The organism is Proteinivorax hydrogeniformans, from assembly GCF_040515995.1.
GTDB lineage: Bacteria > Bacillota > Proteinivoracia > Proteinivoracales > Proteinivoracaceae > Proteinivorax > Proteinivorax hydrogeniformans.
Window position 1 is genome coordinate 237,686 of sequence record NZ_CP159485.1, and the last position, 15,265, is coordinate 252,950.

Genomic DNA, 15,265 nt, shown 5'->3' on the forward strand with positions numbered 1-15,265 from the left:
AGTGAATCAAATAAGGGGAGGGAAACTGTATGAGCAGATATAATGCTTTAGGTTTGATAGAAACATTCGGTATAGTTTTTGTTTTAGAGGCAGCCGATGCAATGTGCAAATCTTCGGACGTTGAGCTTGTTGGCTTTGAGAATGTCGCTTCTGGTTACATTTCTGTGCTAGTTCAAGGTGATGTTGGAGCTTGTAAAGCTGCTGTAGAAGCAGGCGTAAAAGCTGTTGAAAACATGGGTTCAGAAGTTTATAGCTCCGTTGTTATTGCCAGCCCTCATCATGACCTCGAAAAAATTACGGCACGCTATTCCTTAGAAAATCTTAATCCTTAAACTATAAAACTGCTAAATGCATAGCTTTAAGCAGCAAAAATGGAATCAAAATATGAATGGAGGTATTTGTTTTGGATATTCGTGAATTTTCAACGAAGTTTGCAGAAGCAACAAAACACATGTCCGAAGAAGAACGCAACGCACTAATGAAAGTTTTTGAAGGCATTTCAAAGGACATTTCTCATAAAGAAACAACTAACAACATGCAACCACAAACCCAAACAGAGCAACAAGGAATTCCTGATGGGATGACTGAACGTTTAAAAAAGTTAAAGGAGAACTATTTTAAGTGGAAGCCAAGTATCAGCATCCATCGTGCTCGTGCAATCACCGAGATTGCTAAAGAAAACCCAGGTATGCCAAAAATTTTATTAAGAGCTAAAAGTTTCCGTCACAGCTGCGAAACAGCACCTTTAGTTATTCAAGATGATGAGCTAATCGTAGGAGCACCTTGTGGAGCTCCTAGAGCAGGCGCATTTTCACCAGATATTGCGTGGCGCTGGTTGGAAAATGAGTTAGATACAGTATCGACACGTCCACAAGATCCTTTCTATCTTTCTGAAGAAGATAAAAAAGAGTTACAAGAAGACATTTTCCCGTTTTGGAAAGGTCAATCTGTTGATGAGTACTGTGAAGATCAATACCGTGAAGCTGGACTTTGGGAGCTGTCAGGAGAGTCTTTTGTTTCAGATTGTTCCTACCATCAATTAAATGGCGGTGGCGACTCTAACCCAGGGTATGACGTAATTTTAATGAAAAAAGGCATGATTGACATCCAAAATGAAGCAAAAGCCAAGTTAGAAGAATTAGAATACGAAAACCCTGAAGATATTGAAAAAATCTACTTCTATAAATCAATTATAGATACAACCGAAGGTGTTATGGCTTACGCTAGACGCATGTCAGATTACGCAGCGGAGCTTGCAGCCAAAGAAACCAACCCTAAACGTAAAGCAGAGTTACAGAAAATATCAGAAATTAACAGAAAAGTACCAGCTCACAAACCAGAAACATTCTGGGAAGCAGTTCAAGCTGTATGGACCATTGAATCTCTACTTGTTGTAGAGGAGAACCAAACAGGTATGTCCATAGGTCGTGTTGACCAATACATGTACCCATTTTTTAAAGCTGATATTGAAAATGGAAGAATGACTGAGTGTGAAGCATTTGAACTAGCTGGTTGTATGCTAATTAAAATGTCTGAGATGATGTGGCTTACCAGTCAGGAAGCTTCAGAGTTTTTTGCAGGCTATCAACCTTTTGTTAATATGTGTGTTGGTGGTGTGACCAGAGAAGGACTTGATGCTACTAACGATTTAACTTATCTTCTAATGGATGCTGTAAGGCATGTTAAAATTTATCAACCTACGCTGGCTACCCGTATCCATAGCCAATCACCTAAAAAGTATCTAAAGAAAATTGTAGACGTTGTTCGCTCTGGGATGGGCTTTCCAGCTTGTCACTTCGACGATGTTCACATAAAGATGATGTTAGCAAAGGGTGTTTCTATAGAAGATGCTCGTGACTACTGTCTAATGGGCTGCGTTGAGCCACAAAAGTCAGGTCGCTTATACCAATGGACATCTACAGCTTATACTCAATGGCCTATCGCCATAGAACTAGCTATGAACAATGGAGTGCCACAGTGGTATGGCAAAAAAGTCACCCCGGACTTTGGTGACGTAGACCAGTACAAAACTTATGAAGAGTTTGACAACGCTGTTAAAGAGCAAATCAAATATATTACCAAACTAACCAGCGTGGCAACTGTGATCTCGCAACGAGTTCATAGAGACCTTGCTCCTAAGCCGCTAATGTCGATAATGTACGAAGGTTGTATGGAAAACGGCAAGGATGTATCCTCTGGCGGAGCTATGTATAACTTCGGTCCTGGAGTTGTCTGGAGTGGACTAGCCACATACGTAGATTCAATGGCTGCCATTAAAAAGCTTGTATTCGATGAGAAAAAATACACTCTAAAACAGTTAAACGAAGCTTTAAAAGCTGATTTTGCAGGCTGCGAACAACTTAGAAACGATTGCTTAAAAGCGCCAAAGTATGGTAACGACGAAGACTATGCAGATCTAATCGCTGCTGACCTAGTTAACTTTACAGAGACAGAACACCGTAAATTTAGAACACTTTACTCTGTGTTATGTCATGGTACCCTGTCTATCTCTAACAACACACCATTTGGTCAGCTAACCGGTGCCACTGCAAACGGTAGAAAAGCTTGGGCTCCACTATCTGATGGAATTAGTCCTTCCCAAGGGGCAGACTTTAAAGGACCTACAGCTATAATCAAATCTGTTTCCAAAATGGCGTGCGACAGCATGAACCTAGGTATGGTTCACAACTTCAAGCTAATGAGTGGGCTTTTAGATACCCCAGAAGGCGAACAAGGAATCATCACACTGCTACGTACCGCTAACATGTTAGGTGTTGGAGAAATGCAGTTTAACTATCTAGATAACGAAACTCTAATAGCAGCTCAGAAAAACCCTGAGCAATATAGAGACCTAATAGTTAGGGTTGCTGGATATAGTGCATTCTTTGTTGAGCTTTGTAAAGACGTGCAAGATGAAATAATCAGTAGAACTGTGCTTGACAAGTTTTAGAAATAATAAATAATGGTTTGGCTAGCCATCATAAACGGTTAGCCAAACCAAACTAAACGGGAGACTAGATATTATGCATAACAACGCTAGTACCAATCAAGAAAAAGCATGGATATTTAACACTCAAAAATACAATATGTATGATGGTCCTGGTATTAGGACGTTAGTGTTTTTTAAAGGCTGTCCCCTGAGGTGTAAGTGGTGTTCCAACCCCGAGGGATTAGAACAAAAACACCAAATCATGTATAAAAGTGACTTGTGTACAAACTGTGGTGCTTGTGTTTCAGCCTGTCCCGTTGGGATTCATTCTATCAACAACGAAGGCAAACACGAAATAAATCGCAACATTGACTGTATAGGCTGCCGCAAATGCATGGACAGTTGTATCGAAGATGCTATCTCTGTAGTAGGAGAGAAAAAAACCGTAGATGAGCTATTAGAAATCATAGAAGAAGACGAAGCATTTTACACTATTTCTGGCGGTGGTGTCACCTTAGGTGGTGGCGAAGCTCTAATGCAGCCAGAGTTTGCACAAAAGCTATTAAAGACCTGTAAACAGGAGGGCATAAATACAGCCGTTGAAACCTGTGGATATACAAAACCAGAATCAATTATGGAAGTTGCTAAGTTTACCGACTTATTCTTATATGACCTTAAACACATTGACCCAGATAAGCACTTCCAATATACAAACGTGAAAAACGAAGTTATTTTAGAAAACCTAAAATCCCTTCTAAACAACGGTCACAACGTAAAAGTAAGAATGCCGATGCTAAAAGGTGTAAACGATAGCGAATCTGAGATTCAAAGAGTTATAGACTTTTTAATGCCGTACCGTAACCATCAAAACTTTAAGGGAATCGATCTACTTCCTTATCACAAAATGGGTGTAAATAAATACAACCAGCTAGATATGGATTACCAGATTAAAGGTGAGCTAGCCTTAAGTGAACAAGAGCTAGACAAAATAGAGTCTTTAATTAGTAGATATGACTTTCCAGTTTCGATAATAAGGCATTAGAAATAAATTTTTAACAAAGATTGTGGGGAATTATTATGGGAGCTAATGGCGAAAATTCTATGCAAAGGGTTGTCCAAGAATCAGTACCTGGCAAACAAGTAACAATTGCCCATGTTATTGCTTCGCCAATGCAGGATATTTACGAACGCTTGGGGATTGATGACAAAGGGGCGATAGGAGTGCTAACTATCACACCTTATGAAGTGGCCATAATCGCAGCAGATATCGTAACAAAAAGTGCCGATGTACAAATTGGTTTTTTAGATAGGTTTACTGGATCGCTAATAATTACCGGAGATGTTCAATCGGTGGAAACAGCACTTCATTCAGTAAGTGAAACGCTACAGAATCTGCTAGGCTTTACCGTAGCCCCTATCACTAAGTCATGAGAAAAAAAAGAATCATGGTAGTAGGTCCTAGAAAAAGTGGCAAAACTACCCTAGTTAACGCCTTAAATGATTACAAGGGACCTCTTCGCAGAACTCAGGATGTAATATATGGAGAAAAAACCATAGATGTTCCTAGCTCTTATATCGAAAACGCAAGAATGTACAAATATATTATTGCCATGTCCCAAGATGCCTCTCACCTTATATTGCTAATTGATCAGTCTAACTGTCAAAACATATACCCACCTGGCTTTGCCAAACCATTTAAATGTCCTGTAATTGGTGTAATAACAAAAAGTGACTTGCAGCCTGAAAATGAAAGCCTGTGTTACAAGCAGTTTGAACAAATAGGTGTGAAAAAGCCCTATTTTAAGATTAGCTCTCCAGACTGCAACTCAATTGAGGAGCTAAAACAACACTTGTTTAACAAGGAAAGAAAAGGTGAACATTATGAAGTTTATAACCGAAAAGAAACTTAGAGATTTTTATATAAAGGACTCCTTGGACACCTTTGAACTAAGTGCTGGAGAAAGGCTTACACCAGGAGGACGTCAGTTTTTATTAGACCGGGGTATAAAAATAGTAGATCAATTTAGCAAAAGGAAGAAAAAAGCAAAACCAACGAAAAACGAAAAAACAGTTACAAAAACAAACCAAGATAAAATGTTGCACTTAAAGGTTAAGTCAGTCCAGGCGCTTTTTTTTCAAACAGCGCAAGAACTTTTAAATAAAGATGTTATTTTAGCTCAAAAAGTAATTGATTTAAGCAAACATCTACCACAGCTAAGTGATGACAAGGGAGACAAACCCCACTTATCCATTGATAACAAAGATTGTCCAGCAATTAACAAAGATAATTTTTCCGACCATCTAGGCGACTGTATTGAAATTACAGAGTTTCATATACAACTAGAAAAAGGCAGGGAGATTATCGCTCTTCACAGGCTACGTTGTGCCCTTAGGGAGCTAGAGCAATACGCTCTAGAGTTGTTTGAAAATGGCGAGCAAAAGCAAGGGGTTATATGCAGCATAAATCAAATAACAAACACCTTATCCCAAACCATATGTTCAATCGTAGGAGGTACAAAATGTCAAAGATAAAATCAAATTATGAGCACTGTGATCAGCTGGTACAAGATTTTGAAAAAGTGGTAGAAAAGCCGATAAAAAGTAAAACCTCTGTATATTACACAGGAGTAGACCTAGGAACAGCTTGTGTTGTTCTATCAGTATTAGATGAAAATTATAAACCAGTAGCAGGAGCTTATAGATACGCAGATGTAGTTCGCGACGGTATGGTTGTTGACTATATCGGGGCGATAAAAATTGTAAAAGAGCTTAAAGAGCAGCTAGAAGAAAAGCTAGATACAGAGCTAATCTACGCTGCTGCAGCAATCCCCCCAGGCACAGACGCTTTAGACTCAGGAGCAGTTAAAAACGTAGTGATGGGCGCCGGATTTGAGCTAACAAACGTACTAGACGAACCAACTGCAGCTAACAAGGTTTTAAATATAGAAAATGGAGCGGTAGTTGACATCGGCGGTGGCACAACGGGGATTACCATCTTAAAAAATGGAGAAGTCATTCATGTCGCAGACGACTCCACAGGCGGTACCCACTTCTCTTTAGTGGTTTCTGGTTCATACAAGATGAGCTTTCAAGAGGCAGAAGTTTACAAAAGAAAATCAGAAAATCACAAAGAGCTACTTCCAGTGTTAAGACCAGTTGTTGAAAAAATCGCCTCCATAATAAATGAACATGTTAAAGATTTCGACGTAAACGAGATATATTTAGTAGGTGGAACATGTCGGTTAACCGGCATTGAACAAATCATAGAAAAAAAGACAGGGATTACCACTCACAAACCCCAAAACCCAATGTTCGTAACTCCCTTAGGTATAGCTCTTAGCTGTACTCAAGAAGTCATAGAATAGGTGAGCGCTATGGAATTTAAAATTATTAAATCACCTTCAAAAGGAACCATAGAGATTCTGGCAAGTAGATTAGGCCAAAAAGATATCAACTCCCTAAACAGCTCAGATGCCATTGGACTAGTGCAAGGTAGAATGATAGACATGATTTGTGCAGCTGACATAGCGGAAAAATCAAACGGAGTTTTGGTTTCAGATATAAGAGGAAGTTGTCCACAAAACATGATAATGATAGCCATTTTTGGTGATACCGCCTCTGTCGAGTCAGCGGTTTCGGAAATTAAATGTAAAGTAGAAAAGGGGAAAATGATATGTTAACTGCTAAGTTAGTTGATAGTATATGGGCAACTAGAAAGGCAGATTCATTAAACGGTTTTAAATTCATGCAGGCAGAAGTAATTGGTGGCAGCACAACGGGACAACGTCTAGTTGTAGTGGACACCATCGGTGCCGGTATTGGAGATAAAGTTATTGTTTGTACAGGATCAGCAGCGCGAAAATTATTAGGCAACGATGAAATCCCAGTAGACGCAGCTGTTGTAGGTATAATCGATGAAGATTGCAACGTGTGATAATTGGCAGGGGGTATGTATATGAATCTTCTTGATAAGGTGCGAGAAGCTGGTGTCATCGGAGCAGGAGGAGCTGGTTTTCCCACCCATGTAAAACTTGAAACAAATGCTGACTACATTCTTTTAAACGCAGCTGAATGCGAACCGTTACTTCGTGTTGACCAACAACTTATGGAATTAAATACCGACGAAATACTGAAGGGATTCGAAGCAGCTGGAAGGTTTGTGGACGCAAAAAAAGCAATTATCGGAATAAAGGAAAAGCACAAAAGCGTAACTTCAAAGCTTCAAGAGCGAATAAGCGCATTGCAACTACAAGACTATATAGAAATCAAAAAGATGCCAGACTTTTACCCAGCCGGAGACGAGCAGGTACTAGTTTATGAGTTGACAAGTAGAATAGTGCCTGAAGGCGGCATACCCATCCAAGTAGGATGTGTGGTATTAAACTCCGAAACAGCGCTAAACATCTACAACGCTTCTCAGGGCACCTCAGTTACAGAAAAATATATTACAGTGACAGGTGATGTCCCCAACCCTCTAACAGTAAAGGTGCTAGTAGGAACTCCAATAATTGATGTGCTAAAGCTAAGCGGTATCGAAAAGTTTGATGACTATGCCGTAATTGACGGTGGACCTATGATGGGACCGATCTTAGAAAATCTTGATGGGTATGTAACCAAGAAACACAAAGGATTTGTGATTCTAAAAAAAGACCATCATTTAATAAGAAAGAAATCCTTAAACCTAGATACTGCAACAAAGGTTAACAAGTCTGCTTGTGAGCAGTGTCGTATGTGTACCGATATGTGTCCACGCTTTCTTCTTGGACATAGCATTGAGCCCCACAAAATGATGAGAGCTATAAACTACGCCATAACAGATATAGAAGGTCAAAAGTCTGCTCAGCTTTGTTGTCAATGTAACCTATGTGAACTGTTTTCCTGCCAAGCAGGCCTGTACCCTAAGCTAGCAAACTTACACTACAAAGAAATGCTAGCAAAGTTAGGCGTAAGATATAAAAGTTCAAAAACAGAGTTTAGCACTCGCGCAATGCGGGAATATCGCAGGTTACCAAGCAAGCGGCTTATCATAAGACTAGGCCTAAATAAATTTGATAAATCAGCTCCGCTTACAAATAGCGAGCTAACAGCAAAAACCGTGGCGATTTCAACAAGGCAACATGTAGGAGCTCCAGCAGAGCCAGTTGTCTCCGTAGGAGATAAAGTAGATGCTGGTCAAACAATAGGAAAACCACCTGAAAACAGCCTAGGAGCTTATATCCATGCAAGCATCGCTGGAGAAATTGTTAAGATAGAAAAAGATTTGATAGTAATAAGGGGTGACTAATATGCCAAAAGCCATAGGAATGGTTGAGTTTACAAGCATTGCAAAAGGGATGTACGTAGCAGATCAAATGGTCAAAGTCTCTAATGTAGAGATAGTTACATCTGGCTCTGCTTGTCCTGGCAAATACAATGTGATTGTTCATGGAGACGTAGCTTCAGTCAATGATTCAGTAGAACTTGGTGAAAGCTTAGCTGAAGAATATTTAGTTGATGCAATTATAATTCCTAATGTTGATTCAAAGATATTTCCTGCTTTAACAGGTGCAACAATGCCTGAAAGAGTTCAAGCTTTAGGAATTATAGAGTCGTTTTCTCAAGCAAATATGATTTATGCAGCTGATGCCATACTTAAGGTGGCAGATCTTGAGCCGATAGAAATTCGCTTAGGGAATGGTCTAGGTGGAAAATCATACTTTACATTCACAGGTGATGTGGCTGCGGTCCAAACTGGAATCGAAGCTGGCAAGGCAGCCTCTAAAGATCAAGGACTTCTCCTAAATGTAGAGGTAATACCTTCTCCATCTGAAGCTTTGGTAGCATCGTTATTTTAAAATAGATTGGGTGCTAATTCTTTCTAAGAAAGGAGTGAAAAGATGAAGAAGCTGATTCGTGCTAATGATGTGGAAGAAGCTGTGAGTAATGGTGTCAAAGAAATAGCTATAAAAACCAATACCATAATAACACCTTCCGCTAAAGACATAGCCCAAGCCAGTGGTGTAAAGTTTGTTACTCACACATCACAAAATAAAGAACTTACAAAGAGCGAATCTTCAAATTTCTGCCAAAACGGTTTAGACAGTGAAATGGTGTATAACGTATTTAAAACGCTGATGGAAAAAGGAATGTTAGAGGAGTTATTAAATTCCCTTTCGGCTCCTAAAAAGTTCACCTCAGAAAGCGTCAACGGTTTAAAAGTAATTCGTGGAAATACGGTAAAGTACGATACTGTAGACACTAACTGCCCTAACTCAAAGGTGTATTGTCAGGAGCTAATCAATAGCAATGAGTCTAACTTAAGTGCAGGATTTTTAAAGATTGAACAGTCAAAGTATGACTTAAAGGTAAAGCAACAAGAAATTAACCACGTAATCGAAGGCAGCGTAACAACAACCATTGATGGCAAGTCGCTAGCAGCAAATCCCGGTGATGTAATTTATATCCCATCTGGCTCACAAATTACTAGAGAATCTGATAACGCTAAGCTACTTTATGTCACCTATCCTGCTAGTAAATGCTAGAGTGAAGGAGGGTTAAAAATGCAAGCACTTGGATTTATCGAAACAAAAGGACTTATCATGGCCGTAGAAAGTGCGGACGCCATGGTAAAGGCAGCAAATGTGGAATTAGTAGAAAAAAATTATGTAGGAGGCGGCCTAGTTTATATCTCAGTATCTGGAGATGTAGGGGCAGTAAAGGCTGCGGTTGAGGCTGGAGTAGCATCTATTGAAAAAATAGATAAAAGCCTGCTTATCTCTCATCACGTAATACCTCGTCACCACGAAGAACTAAGTAACATAGTTGCCACAACAAAGAAAACACCAAAGCAAAAAAATGTTGTAGAGCCTAACCTTAAGAAAAAGGAACAAGCTAAAACTGAAGAAGTAACAAAGCCCCAAAAACCGGTAGACCCAAAACCAGAGCCCAAAGCTCAAAAATCTGAGGCTAAACCAAACACCCCAGAGTTGAAGTTGGACGGTTTAAACAAAGAAACAGTAGACAAAGCAGTGTCAGACCATGGCATCGATAAAGCTATCAAAGCTCTTACAAAAGTTAAGGTTCCAGAGCTTAGAAAGCTAGCTAGAGAGTACAAAGACTTTGGCATTATAGGCAGAAACATATCCAAAGCAAACAAGAAGCTGCTTACAAAGGAATTTAAAAAATACTACAGCAAAAATTAAATAATCTAACAATGGGGGGATAGACTTGCAAAATCTAGATAAAGACTTACGTTCGGTACAAGAAGCAAGGGATCTTGCCAAACGTGGTAAGATAGCTACAGATCAAATTGCCGAATTTACCGAAGAACAAATAGACAAGATCTTATGCAACATGGTTAAAGTTGCAAAAGAGAACGCAGTTCGACTAGCGCGCATGGCGGTAGAAGAAACTGGTTTTGGTAAAGTTGAAGATAAAACTTACAAAAACCATATGGCATCAGTGTTACTATATGAAGCTATAAAGGACATGAAAACAGTCGGTGTAATTAGCGAGGACCATAACAAGCAGGTGCTTGACATAGCTGAACCTATGGGACTACTAATGGGAATTGTTCCTTCAACTAACCCAACATCAACTGCTATCTATAAATCAATGATAGCGATAAAATCCAGAAATGGAATTGTGTTTTCTCCACACCCTGCAGCTCTTAAGTGCACAAAAGAAGCGGTAGACTTAATGCACAATGCAGCCGTAGAAGCTGGCGCTCCAGCTAACATTATCAGCACAATAGTAACACCATCTATCGAAGCAACAAATGAGCTGATGAAGCATGAGCATATTTCCATGATCATCGCAACTGGTGGTCCAGGTATGGTTAAGGCTTCATATAGCGCAGGCAAACCTGCTCTAGGTGTTGGCGCTGGTAACTCACCAGCATATATCGAAAGAACTGCCAACATCCCAAAAGCAGTAAGTAACATTCTAGCAAGTAAAACATTTGACTATGGCACGATCTGTTCATCGGAACAGTCAATTATCGTAGAAGAGTGTAACCAAGCAGCAGTAGTTGCAGAGCTAAAAAAACAAGGCGCATACTTTATGACAGCAGAAGAAACCAAGAAAGTTTGCGGTCTGTTATTTAGAAACGGTCACATCATGAACGCTAAATTTGTCGGCAGAAGCCCCCAAGTTATAGCGCAAGCTGCCCAAATTTCAATCCCTGAAAACACAAAAGTGTTAATCGGCGAGCAACAAGGTGTAGGAAAAGGTTACCCACTATCTTACGAAAAACTAACCTCAGTGTTAGCTTTCTATACAGTAAAAGATTGGGTTGAGGCGTGTGAACTCAGCATTGAGCTTTTACAAAATGGTATTGGACATACCATGAGTATTCACACAGAGGATAGAGACAAGGTTATGAAGTTTGCCTCAAAACCAGCATCTCGTATCCTAGTAAATACAGGTGGAACTCAAGGATCTACAGGTGGTAGCACCGGTCTTTTACCAGCGTTTACTCTAGGGTGCGGTACATGGGGTGGAAGCTCAACCTCTGAAAACGTAAGCCCTGAGCACCTAATTAACATCAAAAGAGTTGCATATGGAATAAAAGAATGTAGCACATTAGCTTCTAGCGATTCTAGCTTTAACTATCCTGAGCTTAATAACGTAGCAAAAAGTAGCAACTGTTTTGCTAGCCCATCAATAGATACCGACAATGAAAAGGTTCTAAAGCTAGTAAATGAGCTAGTAAATGCTATGAAGGGAGTTAGCTAAAATGGATAATCAAGAAGCTGTCTTAAAGCTATTAGAGGCAGTACAAGCGATGTCCAGCGGCAAGGAAGATAAAAGCTTAATTCCAGTTGGAGTTTCTAACCGTCATGTACACCTATCCCAAAAAGATATGGACGCTTTGTTTGGACAACGGTACCAACTGACCAAACTGAAAGATTTATCCCAGCCAGGACAATATGCTTGCAAAGAAACAGTTACCATCTGCGGACCTAAAGGGGCCATCGAAAAGGTTAGAATCTTAGGCCCAGCCCGCAAAAAAACTCAAGTAGAAGTGCTAGCCTCAGATGGCTTTAAGCTGGGGGTTACACCACAGATAAAGTTATCAGGAGACTTGCAAAACACAGATGGCATAACACTAGTTGGTCCGAAAGGATCAGTACAAATAGAAGAAGGCTTAATAGTAGCACAAAGGCATATTCACATGAGCTGTCAGGATGCACAAAACCTTGATGTTCAAGACGGTCAAATAGTGTCAATTGAGATTGAAGGTTTAAGAGGTGGCACTTATGATAATGTGGCCATCAGAGCAACCGAGAGTTCAGCGTTAGAGTGTCACTTAGACACAGAAGAAGCAAATTCTATGGGTATCAATTCTTTATCTAAAGTTAAAATAAAAAACAAAAATTTAGGAGGAATGTAAAATGAAGTACGATGCATTAGGAATGGTGGAGACTAAAGGTTTAGTAGGAGCAGTTGAGGCAGCAGACGCAATGGTGAAGGCAGCAAACGTATCACTAGTAGGTAAAGAGCAAATTGGAGCTGGACTAGTAACTGTTATGGTAAGAGGTGACGTTGGAGCTGTTAAAGCTGCAACTGATGCTGGAGCAGGAGCTGCAGAAAGAGTTGGAGAGCTAATCTCAGTTCACGTTATCCCACGCCCACACGGTGAAGTAGAAGCAATTCTTCCAGAGCAAAAAATCACAAAGGAATAATCAATTTTAAATAAGCTAATCTTTAATAACAAAACGGTGGAGATATAAACTCTGCCGTTTTGTTATGATATCCAAAGGTTTTTGCGTTTTAAAGCTCTACTATGTTAATGAACATTAAAAATGTGTTAAATTTTGAACATAATTTAGTAAAATTTGTTGCAATTTTAGGGAGAAGTATATAAACTGTTAGAGTTCAAAAAATGTAATAACAAGTTAGAAAATATGAGGAGGATATAAATGAAACTAAGAGGGAAGATACTAGCAACTATACTGACAGCGGTAATACTTGTTTTTCTAGTAATCACAGGAATAAACCTTGTTAGCTCAAGGACAGTTGCACAGCAGCAGGCTACGGAAGTAGCGGAGGCTGTAGCTGAAAACTACGCTTCAGAAATTCAAGAAACCCTAAACACAGCAAAAAATACAGCAAAGAACTTAAGTATAAATATAACTACTATGCTAAACAACGATATGGGCTGATAGGGATTTAGTTCTTCAAATGCTTCAATCAACTTTAGAGGAGTATCCACAATTAGGTGGGGCCTGGGCGGCATTTGAACCAGACGCCTTTGACGGTAAAGACCAAGACTTTGCCGGCGAGCAAAACCATGACAGCTCCGGAAGATTTATACCATATTGGTATCGAGATGGCAGCGATATAACTTATCAAACTATCGCAGATCTTGATGATGAAGAGGTAAACGACTACTATACAATCCCAATGGAAACACAAAGGGCATTTATTACAGAGCCAACAAGCTATGAAGTAGGTGGACAAGTCCTATCTATGACATCTCTTGTTATACCTATAGAAGTTGATGGAGAAGCAATCGGTGTTGTGGGAGTTGATATCAGCTTAGACTTTTTACATACCATGATTTCTGAAATAACAATCTTTGACGAAGGTTTTGGTAGAGTGCTTTCTAACCAGGGAGTGGTTGTAGCCCACCCTGATTCAGAAAGGGTAGGACAGGTAGCCGGAGAAATTCAATCGGGATCTGAAGAGGAGCGAGAAGCATACAGCACAGCCATCAGTCAAGGTTTATATCATTCTGACTTTGCCTACTCCGCCTCCGTAGACCAAGATGTCTTTAAGGCAATAGTGCCAATTAACATCGGGGAAACCGACACACCGTGGTCCTTTGGAACAGTAGTAACAGAAGAAGATATGTACAGCGAAGTAAATAGACAGGTTTTAATTTTAGTAGCTGTGATGCTTATCGGACTGATAGTGTTAGCTATTATAATATTTTTCATATCCGGATATATCACAAAACCGATAGCAGTGGTATCAGACTTTGCCCAGCACATGTCTAATTTAGACATAACAGCTAGCATGCCGGACAAATATCTTAAGCGAAAAGATGAGATAGGTACACTAGCCCAAGCATTTAAAAAACTAGGGGTTAACTTAGAACACATAATAAACGAAATGAAAAAATCATCCAAAAACTTAGCTGAATCATCAGACATGTTAAATGAGGTATCCCAGCAATCTAGCCAAGCATCTATGGAAGTTGCCAGCGCTATTGAAGGTATCGCAAACAGCACCTCAGAACAGGCTGTTCAAACCGAAAACGGAGTAAATAAAGCTCTTGACATAAGCAGCTTTATCCAGCAAATAGTAAACTACATCGAAGATCTTAAAAACAAATCAGATCAAGTAAATAATTTAGCAATAGAGGGCAGTCAGCTGATGGAAGGCTTAACAGAAAGCACACAAAGCAGTAAAAAATCCACTCAATTAATAGAAGAGAATATAAAGTCAACCGACACCAGCGTCGACAATATAGCTAAATCAAACATGATGATACAATCAATTGCAGAACAAACAAACCTACTAGCGCTAAACGCTGCCATAGAGGCTGCTAGAGCTGGGGAAGCCGGCAAAGGTTTTGCAGTAGTTGCCGACGAAATAAGAAAACTAGCAGAACAGTCCAACGAGTTTGCCACAGAGATAAACAGCGTTATTTCCGACCTTCAAGCAAAATCTCACGAGACAGTAACTAACATGGAAGTTGTAGTATCAGCTGTAAAAGAGCAAACCACCAGCACAGAAGAGACCGAACATAAATTTAAGGGTATCGCCAGCTCCATAAACGACATAAACCAAAATATCGAAGAGCTAAAAAGTGCAGGACAAAACATAAACGCAGAAAAAGAACAACTAGTAGAAACGCTACAAAACCTAGCAAACATAGGCGAAAGCAACTCAGCAGCATCTGAGGAAGTTTCCGCTTCCACAGAAGAACAATCTGCCACAATCCAAGAAGTGTCAGCATCAAGCGACCAGCTAAAAGGGTTAGTTGACACACTAAACAACCTAATAAGCAAATTTAAGATATAAAAATCAGCAGGCTGGGACATACCTAGCCAAAACAAATAAAAAAGGTTTCAGTCATCGATTTTTGATGATTGGAACCTTTTTTTACTAAATAACTTGACCAACTAAAGGAAAACACATATAAAAGCAATTGGCCGCGAAAACGTATAAATGTGCTTATTCTGCTTGGTCAAAGGGCATGGTCCAAATGTGCTAATTCTGTTTGGTCTGGAAATAAATGGTTTGGCAGGGCAGCACTACAGTGCTCCAGCAGAAGTCAACTGTGGTATAAAAACAAAATTACTACTAGCAATGGTTACATAATACCCTTTCCAACTTTCTGCTAAC

Annotated in this window: 18 protein-coding genes; all 18 read left to right on the top strand. The window is 39.7% G+C overall.

The window, feature by feature from the left end:
- Positions 1-29 precede the first annotated feature (29 nt).
- The 18 genes from PRVXH_RS01275 (at position 30) to PRVXH_RS01360 (ending at position 14,941) form a co-directional block, all read left to right on the top strand.
- Positions 30-332, top strand: coding sequence for a BMC domain-containing protein (locus tag PRVXH_RS01275; protein ID WP_353893509.1), 303 nt, complete (start codon positions 30-32; stop codon positions 330-332).
- Between the two features lie 71 nt (positions 333-403).
- Entirely contained in the window at positions 404-2,950 is a 2,547-nt protein-coding gene (gene cutC / locus PRVXH_RS01280) for a choline trimethylamine-lyase (RefSeq protein ID WP_353893510.1), read from the top strand.
- A 73-nt stretch (positions 2,951-3,023) separates the two neighbouring features.
- Entirely contained in the window at positions 3,024-3,971 is a 948-nt protein-coding gene (gene cutD / locus PRVXH_RS01285) for a choline TMA-lyase-activating enzyme (RefSeq protein WP_353893511.1), read from the top strand.
- A gap of 35 nt (positions 3,972-4,006) precedes the next feature.
- Complete coding sequence (locus PRVXH_RS01290; protein WP_353893512.1) at positions 4,007-4,360, top strand: BMC domain-containing protein; 354 nt, start codon at positions 4,007-4,009, stop codon at positions 4,358-4,360.
- A complete protein-coding gene (locus PRVXH_RS01295; RefSeq protein WP_353893513.1) occupies positions 4,357-4,839 on the top strand; it encodes a EutP/PduV family microcompartment system protein in 483 nt (160 codons plus the stop codon). Before PRVXH_RS01290 ends, PRVXH_RS01295 begins: the two co-directional genes overlap by 4 nt.
- Positions 4,811-5,461, top strand: coding sequence for a cobalamin adenosyltransferase (locus PRVXH_RS01300; RefSeq protein ID WP_353893514.1), 651 nt, complete (start codon positions 4,811-4,813; stop codon positions 5,459-5,461). The genes PRVXH_RS01295 and PRVXH_RS01300 overlap by 29 nt, the downstream gene beginning before the upstream one ends.
- The gene (gene eutJ / locus PRVXH_RS01305; RefSeq protein ID WP_353893515.1) at positions 5,449-6,294 is read left to right on the top strand and encodes an ethanolamine utilization protein EutJ; all 846 of its coding nucleotides are present in this window, start codon (positions 5,449-5,451) and stop codon (positions 6,292-6,294) included. The genes PRVXH_RS01300 and eutJ overlap by 13 nt, the downstream gene beginning before the upstream one ends.
- A gap of 9 nt (positions 6,295-6,303) precedes the next feature.
- Positions 6,304-6,609, top strand: a complete 306-nt coding sequence (locus tag PRVXH_RS01310) for a BMC domain-containing protein (RefSeq protein WP_353893516.1) — start codon at positions 6,304-6,306, stop codon at positions 6,607-6,609.
- Positions 6,603-6,863 (top strand): EutN/CcmL family microcompartment protein, encoded by a 261-nt coding sequence (locus PRVXH_RS01315; protein WP_353893517.1) that lies wholly within the window; start codon positions 6,603-6,605, stop codon positions 6,861-6,863. The genes PRVXH_RS01310 and PRVXH_RS01315 overlap by 7 nt, the downstream gene beginning before the upstream one ends.
- A gap of 21 nt (positions 6,864-6,884) precedes the next feature.
- Positions 6,885-8,213: a 4Fe-4S dicluster domain-containing protein gene (locus PRVXH_RS01320; protein ID WP_353893518.1), complete on the top strand. Its 1,329-nt coding sequence runs from the start codon at positions 6,885-6,887 to the stop codon at positions 8,211-8,213.
- Position 8,214: 1 nt separating this feature from the next.
- Positions 8,215-8,763: a BMC domain-containing protein gene (locus tag PRVXH_RS01325; RefSeq protein WP_353893519.1), complete on the top strand. Its 549-nt coding sequence runs from the start codon at positions 8,215-8,217 to the stop codon at positions 8,761-8,763.
- A 42-nt stretch (positions 8,764-8,805) separates the two neighbouring features.
- Positions 8,806-9,450, top strand: a complete 645-nt coding sequence (locus tag PRVXH_RS01330; protein ID WP_353893520.1) for a cupin domain-containing protein — start codon at positions 8,806-8,808, stop codon at positions 9,448-9,450.
- An 18-nt stretch (positions 9,451-9,468) separates the two neighbouring features.
- Positions 9,469-10,110 (top strand): BMC domain-containing protein, encoded by a 642-nt coding sequence (locus PRVXH_RS01335; RefSeq protein ID WP_353893521.1) that lies wholly within the window; start codon positions 9,469-9,471, stop codon positions 10,108-10,110.
- A 25-nt stretch (positions 10,111-10,135) separates the two neighbouring features.
- Positions 10,136-11,644 carry an acetaldehyde dehydrogenase (acetylating) gene (locus PRVXH_RS01340; RefSeq protein ID WP_353893522.1) on the top strand — a complete coding sequence of 503 codons (1,509 nt, stop codon included), beginning with the start codon at positions 10,136-10,138 and terminating at the stop codon, positions 11,642-11,644.
- Position 11,645: 1 nt separating this feature from the next.
- The gene (locus PRVXH_RS01345; protein WP_353893523.1) at positions 11,646-12,302 is read left to right on the top strand and encodes a phosphate propanoyltransferase; all 657 of its coding nucleotides are present in this window, start codon (positions 11,646-11,648) and stop codon (positions 12,300-12,302) included.
- Between the two features lies 1 nt (position 12,303).
- Positions 12,304-12,594, top strand: coding sequence for a BMC domain-containing protein (locus tag PRVXH_RS01350; protein WP_353893524.1), 291 nt, complete (start codon positions 12,304-12,306; stop codon positions 12,592-12,594).
- A gap of 237 nt (positions 12,595-12,831) precedes the next feature.
- Entirely contained in the window at positions 12,832-13,074 is a 243-nt protein-coding gene (locus PRVXH_RS01355) for a hypothetical protein (protein WP_353893525.1), read from the top strand.
- A gap of 19 nt (positions 13,075-13,093) precedes the next feature.
- The gene (locus PRVXH_RS01360; protein WP_353893526.1) at positions 13,094-14,941 is read left to right on the top strand and encodes a methyl-accepting chemotaxis protein; all 1,848 of its coding nucleotides are present in this window, start codon (positions 13,094-13,096) and stop codon (positions 14,939-14,941) included.
- The last annotated feature ends 324 nt before the right edge of the window (positions 14,942-15,265 follow it).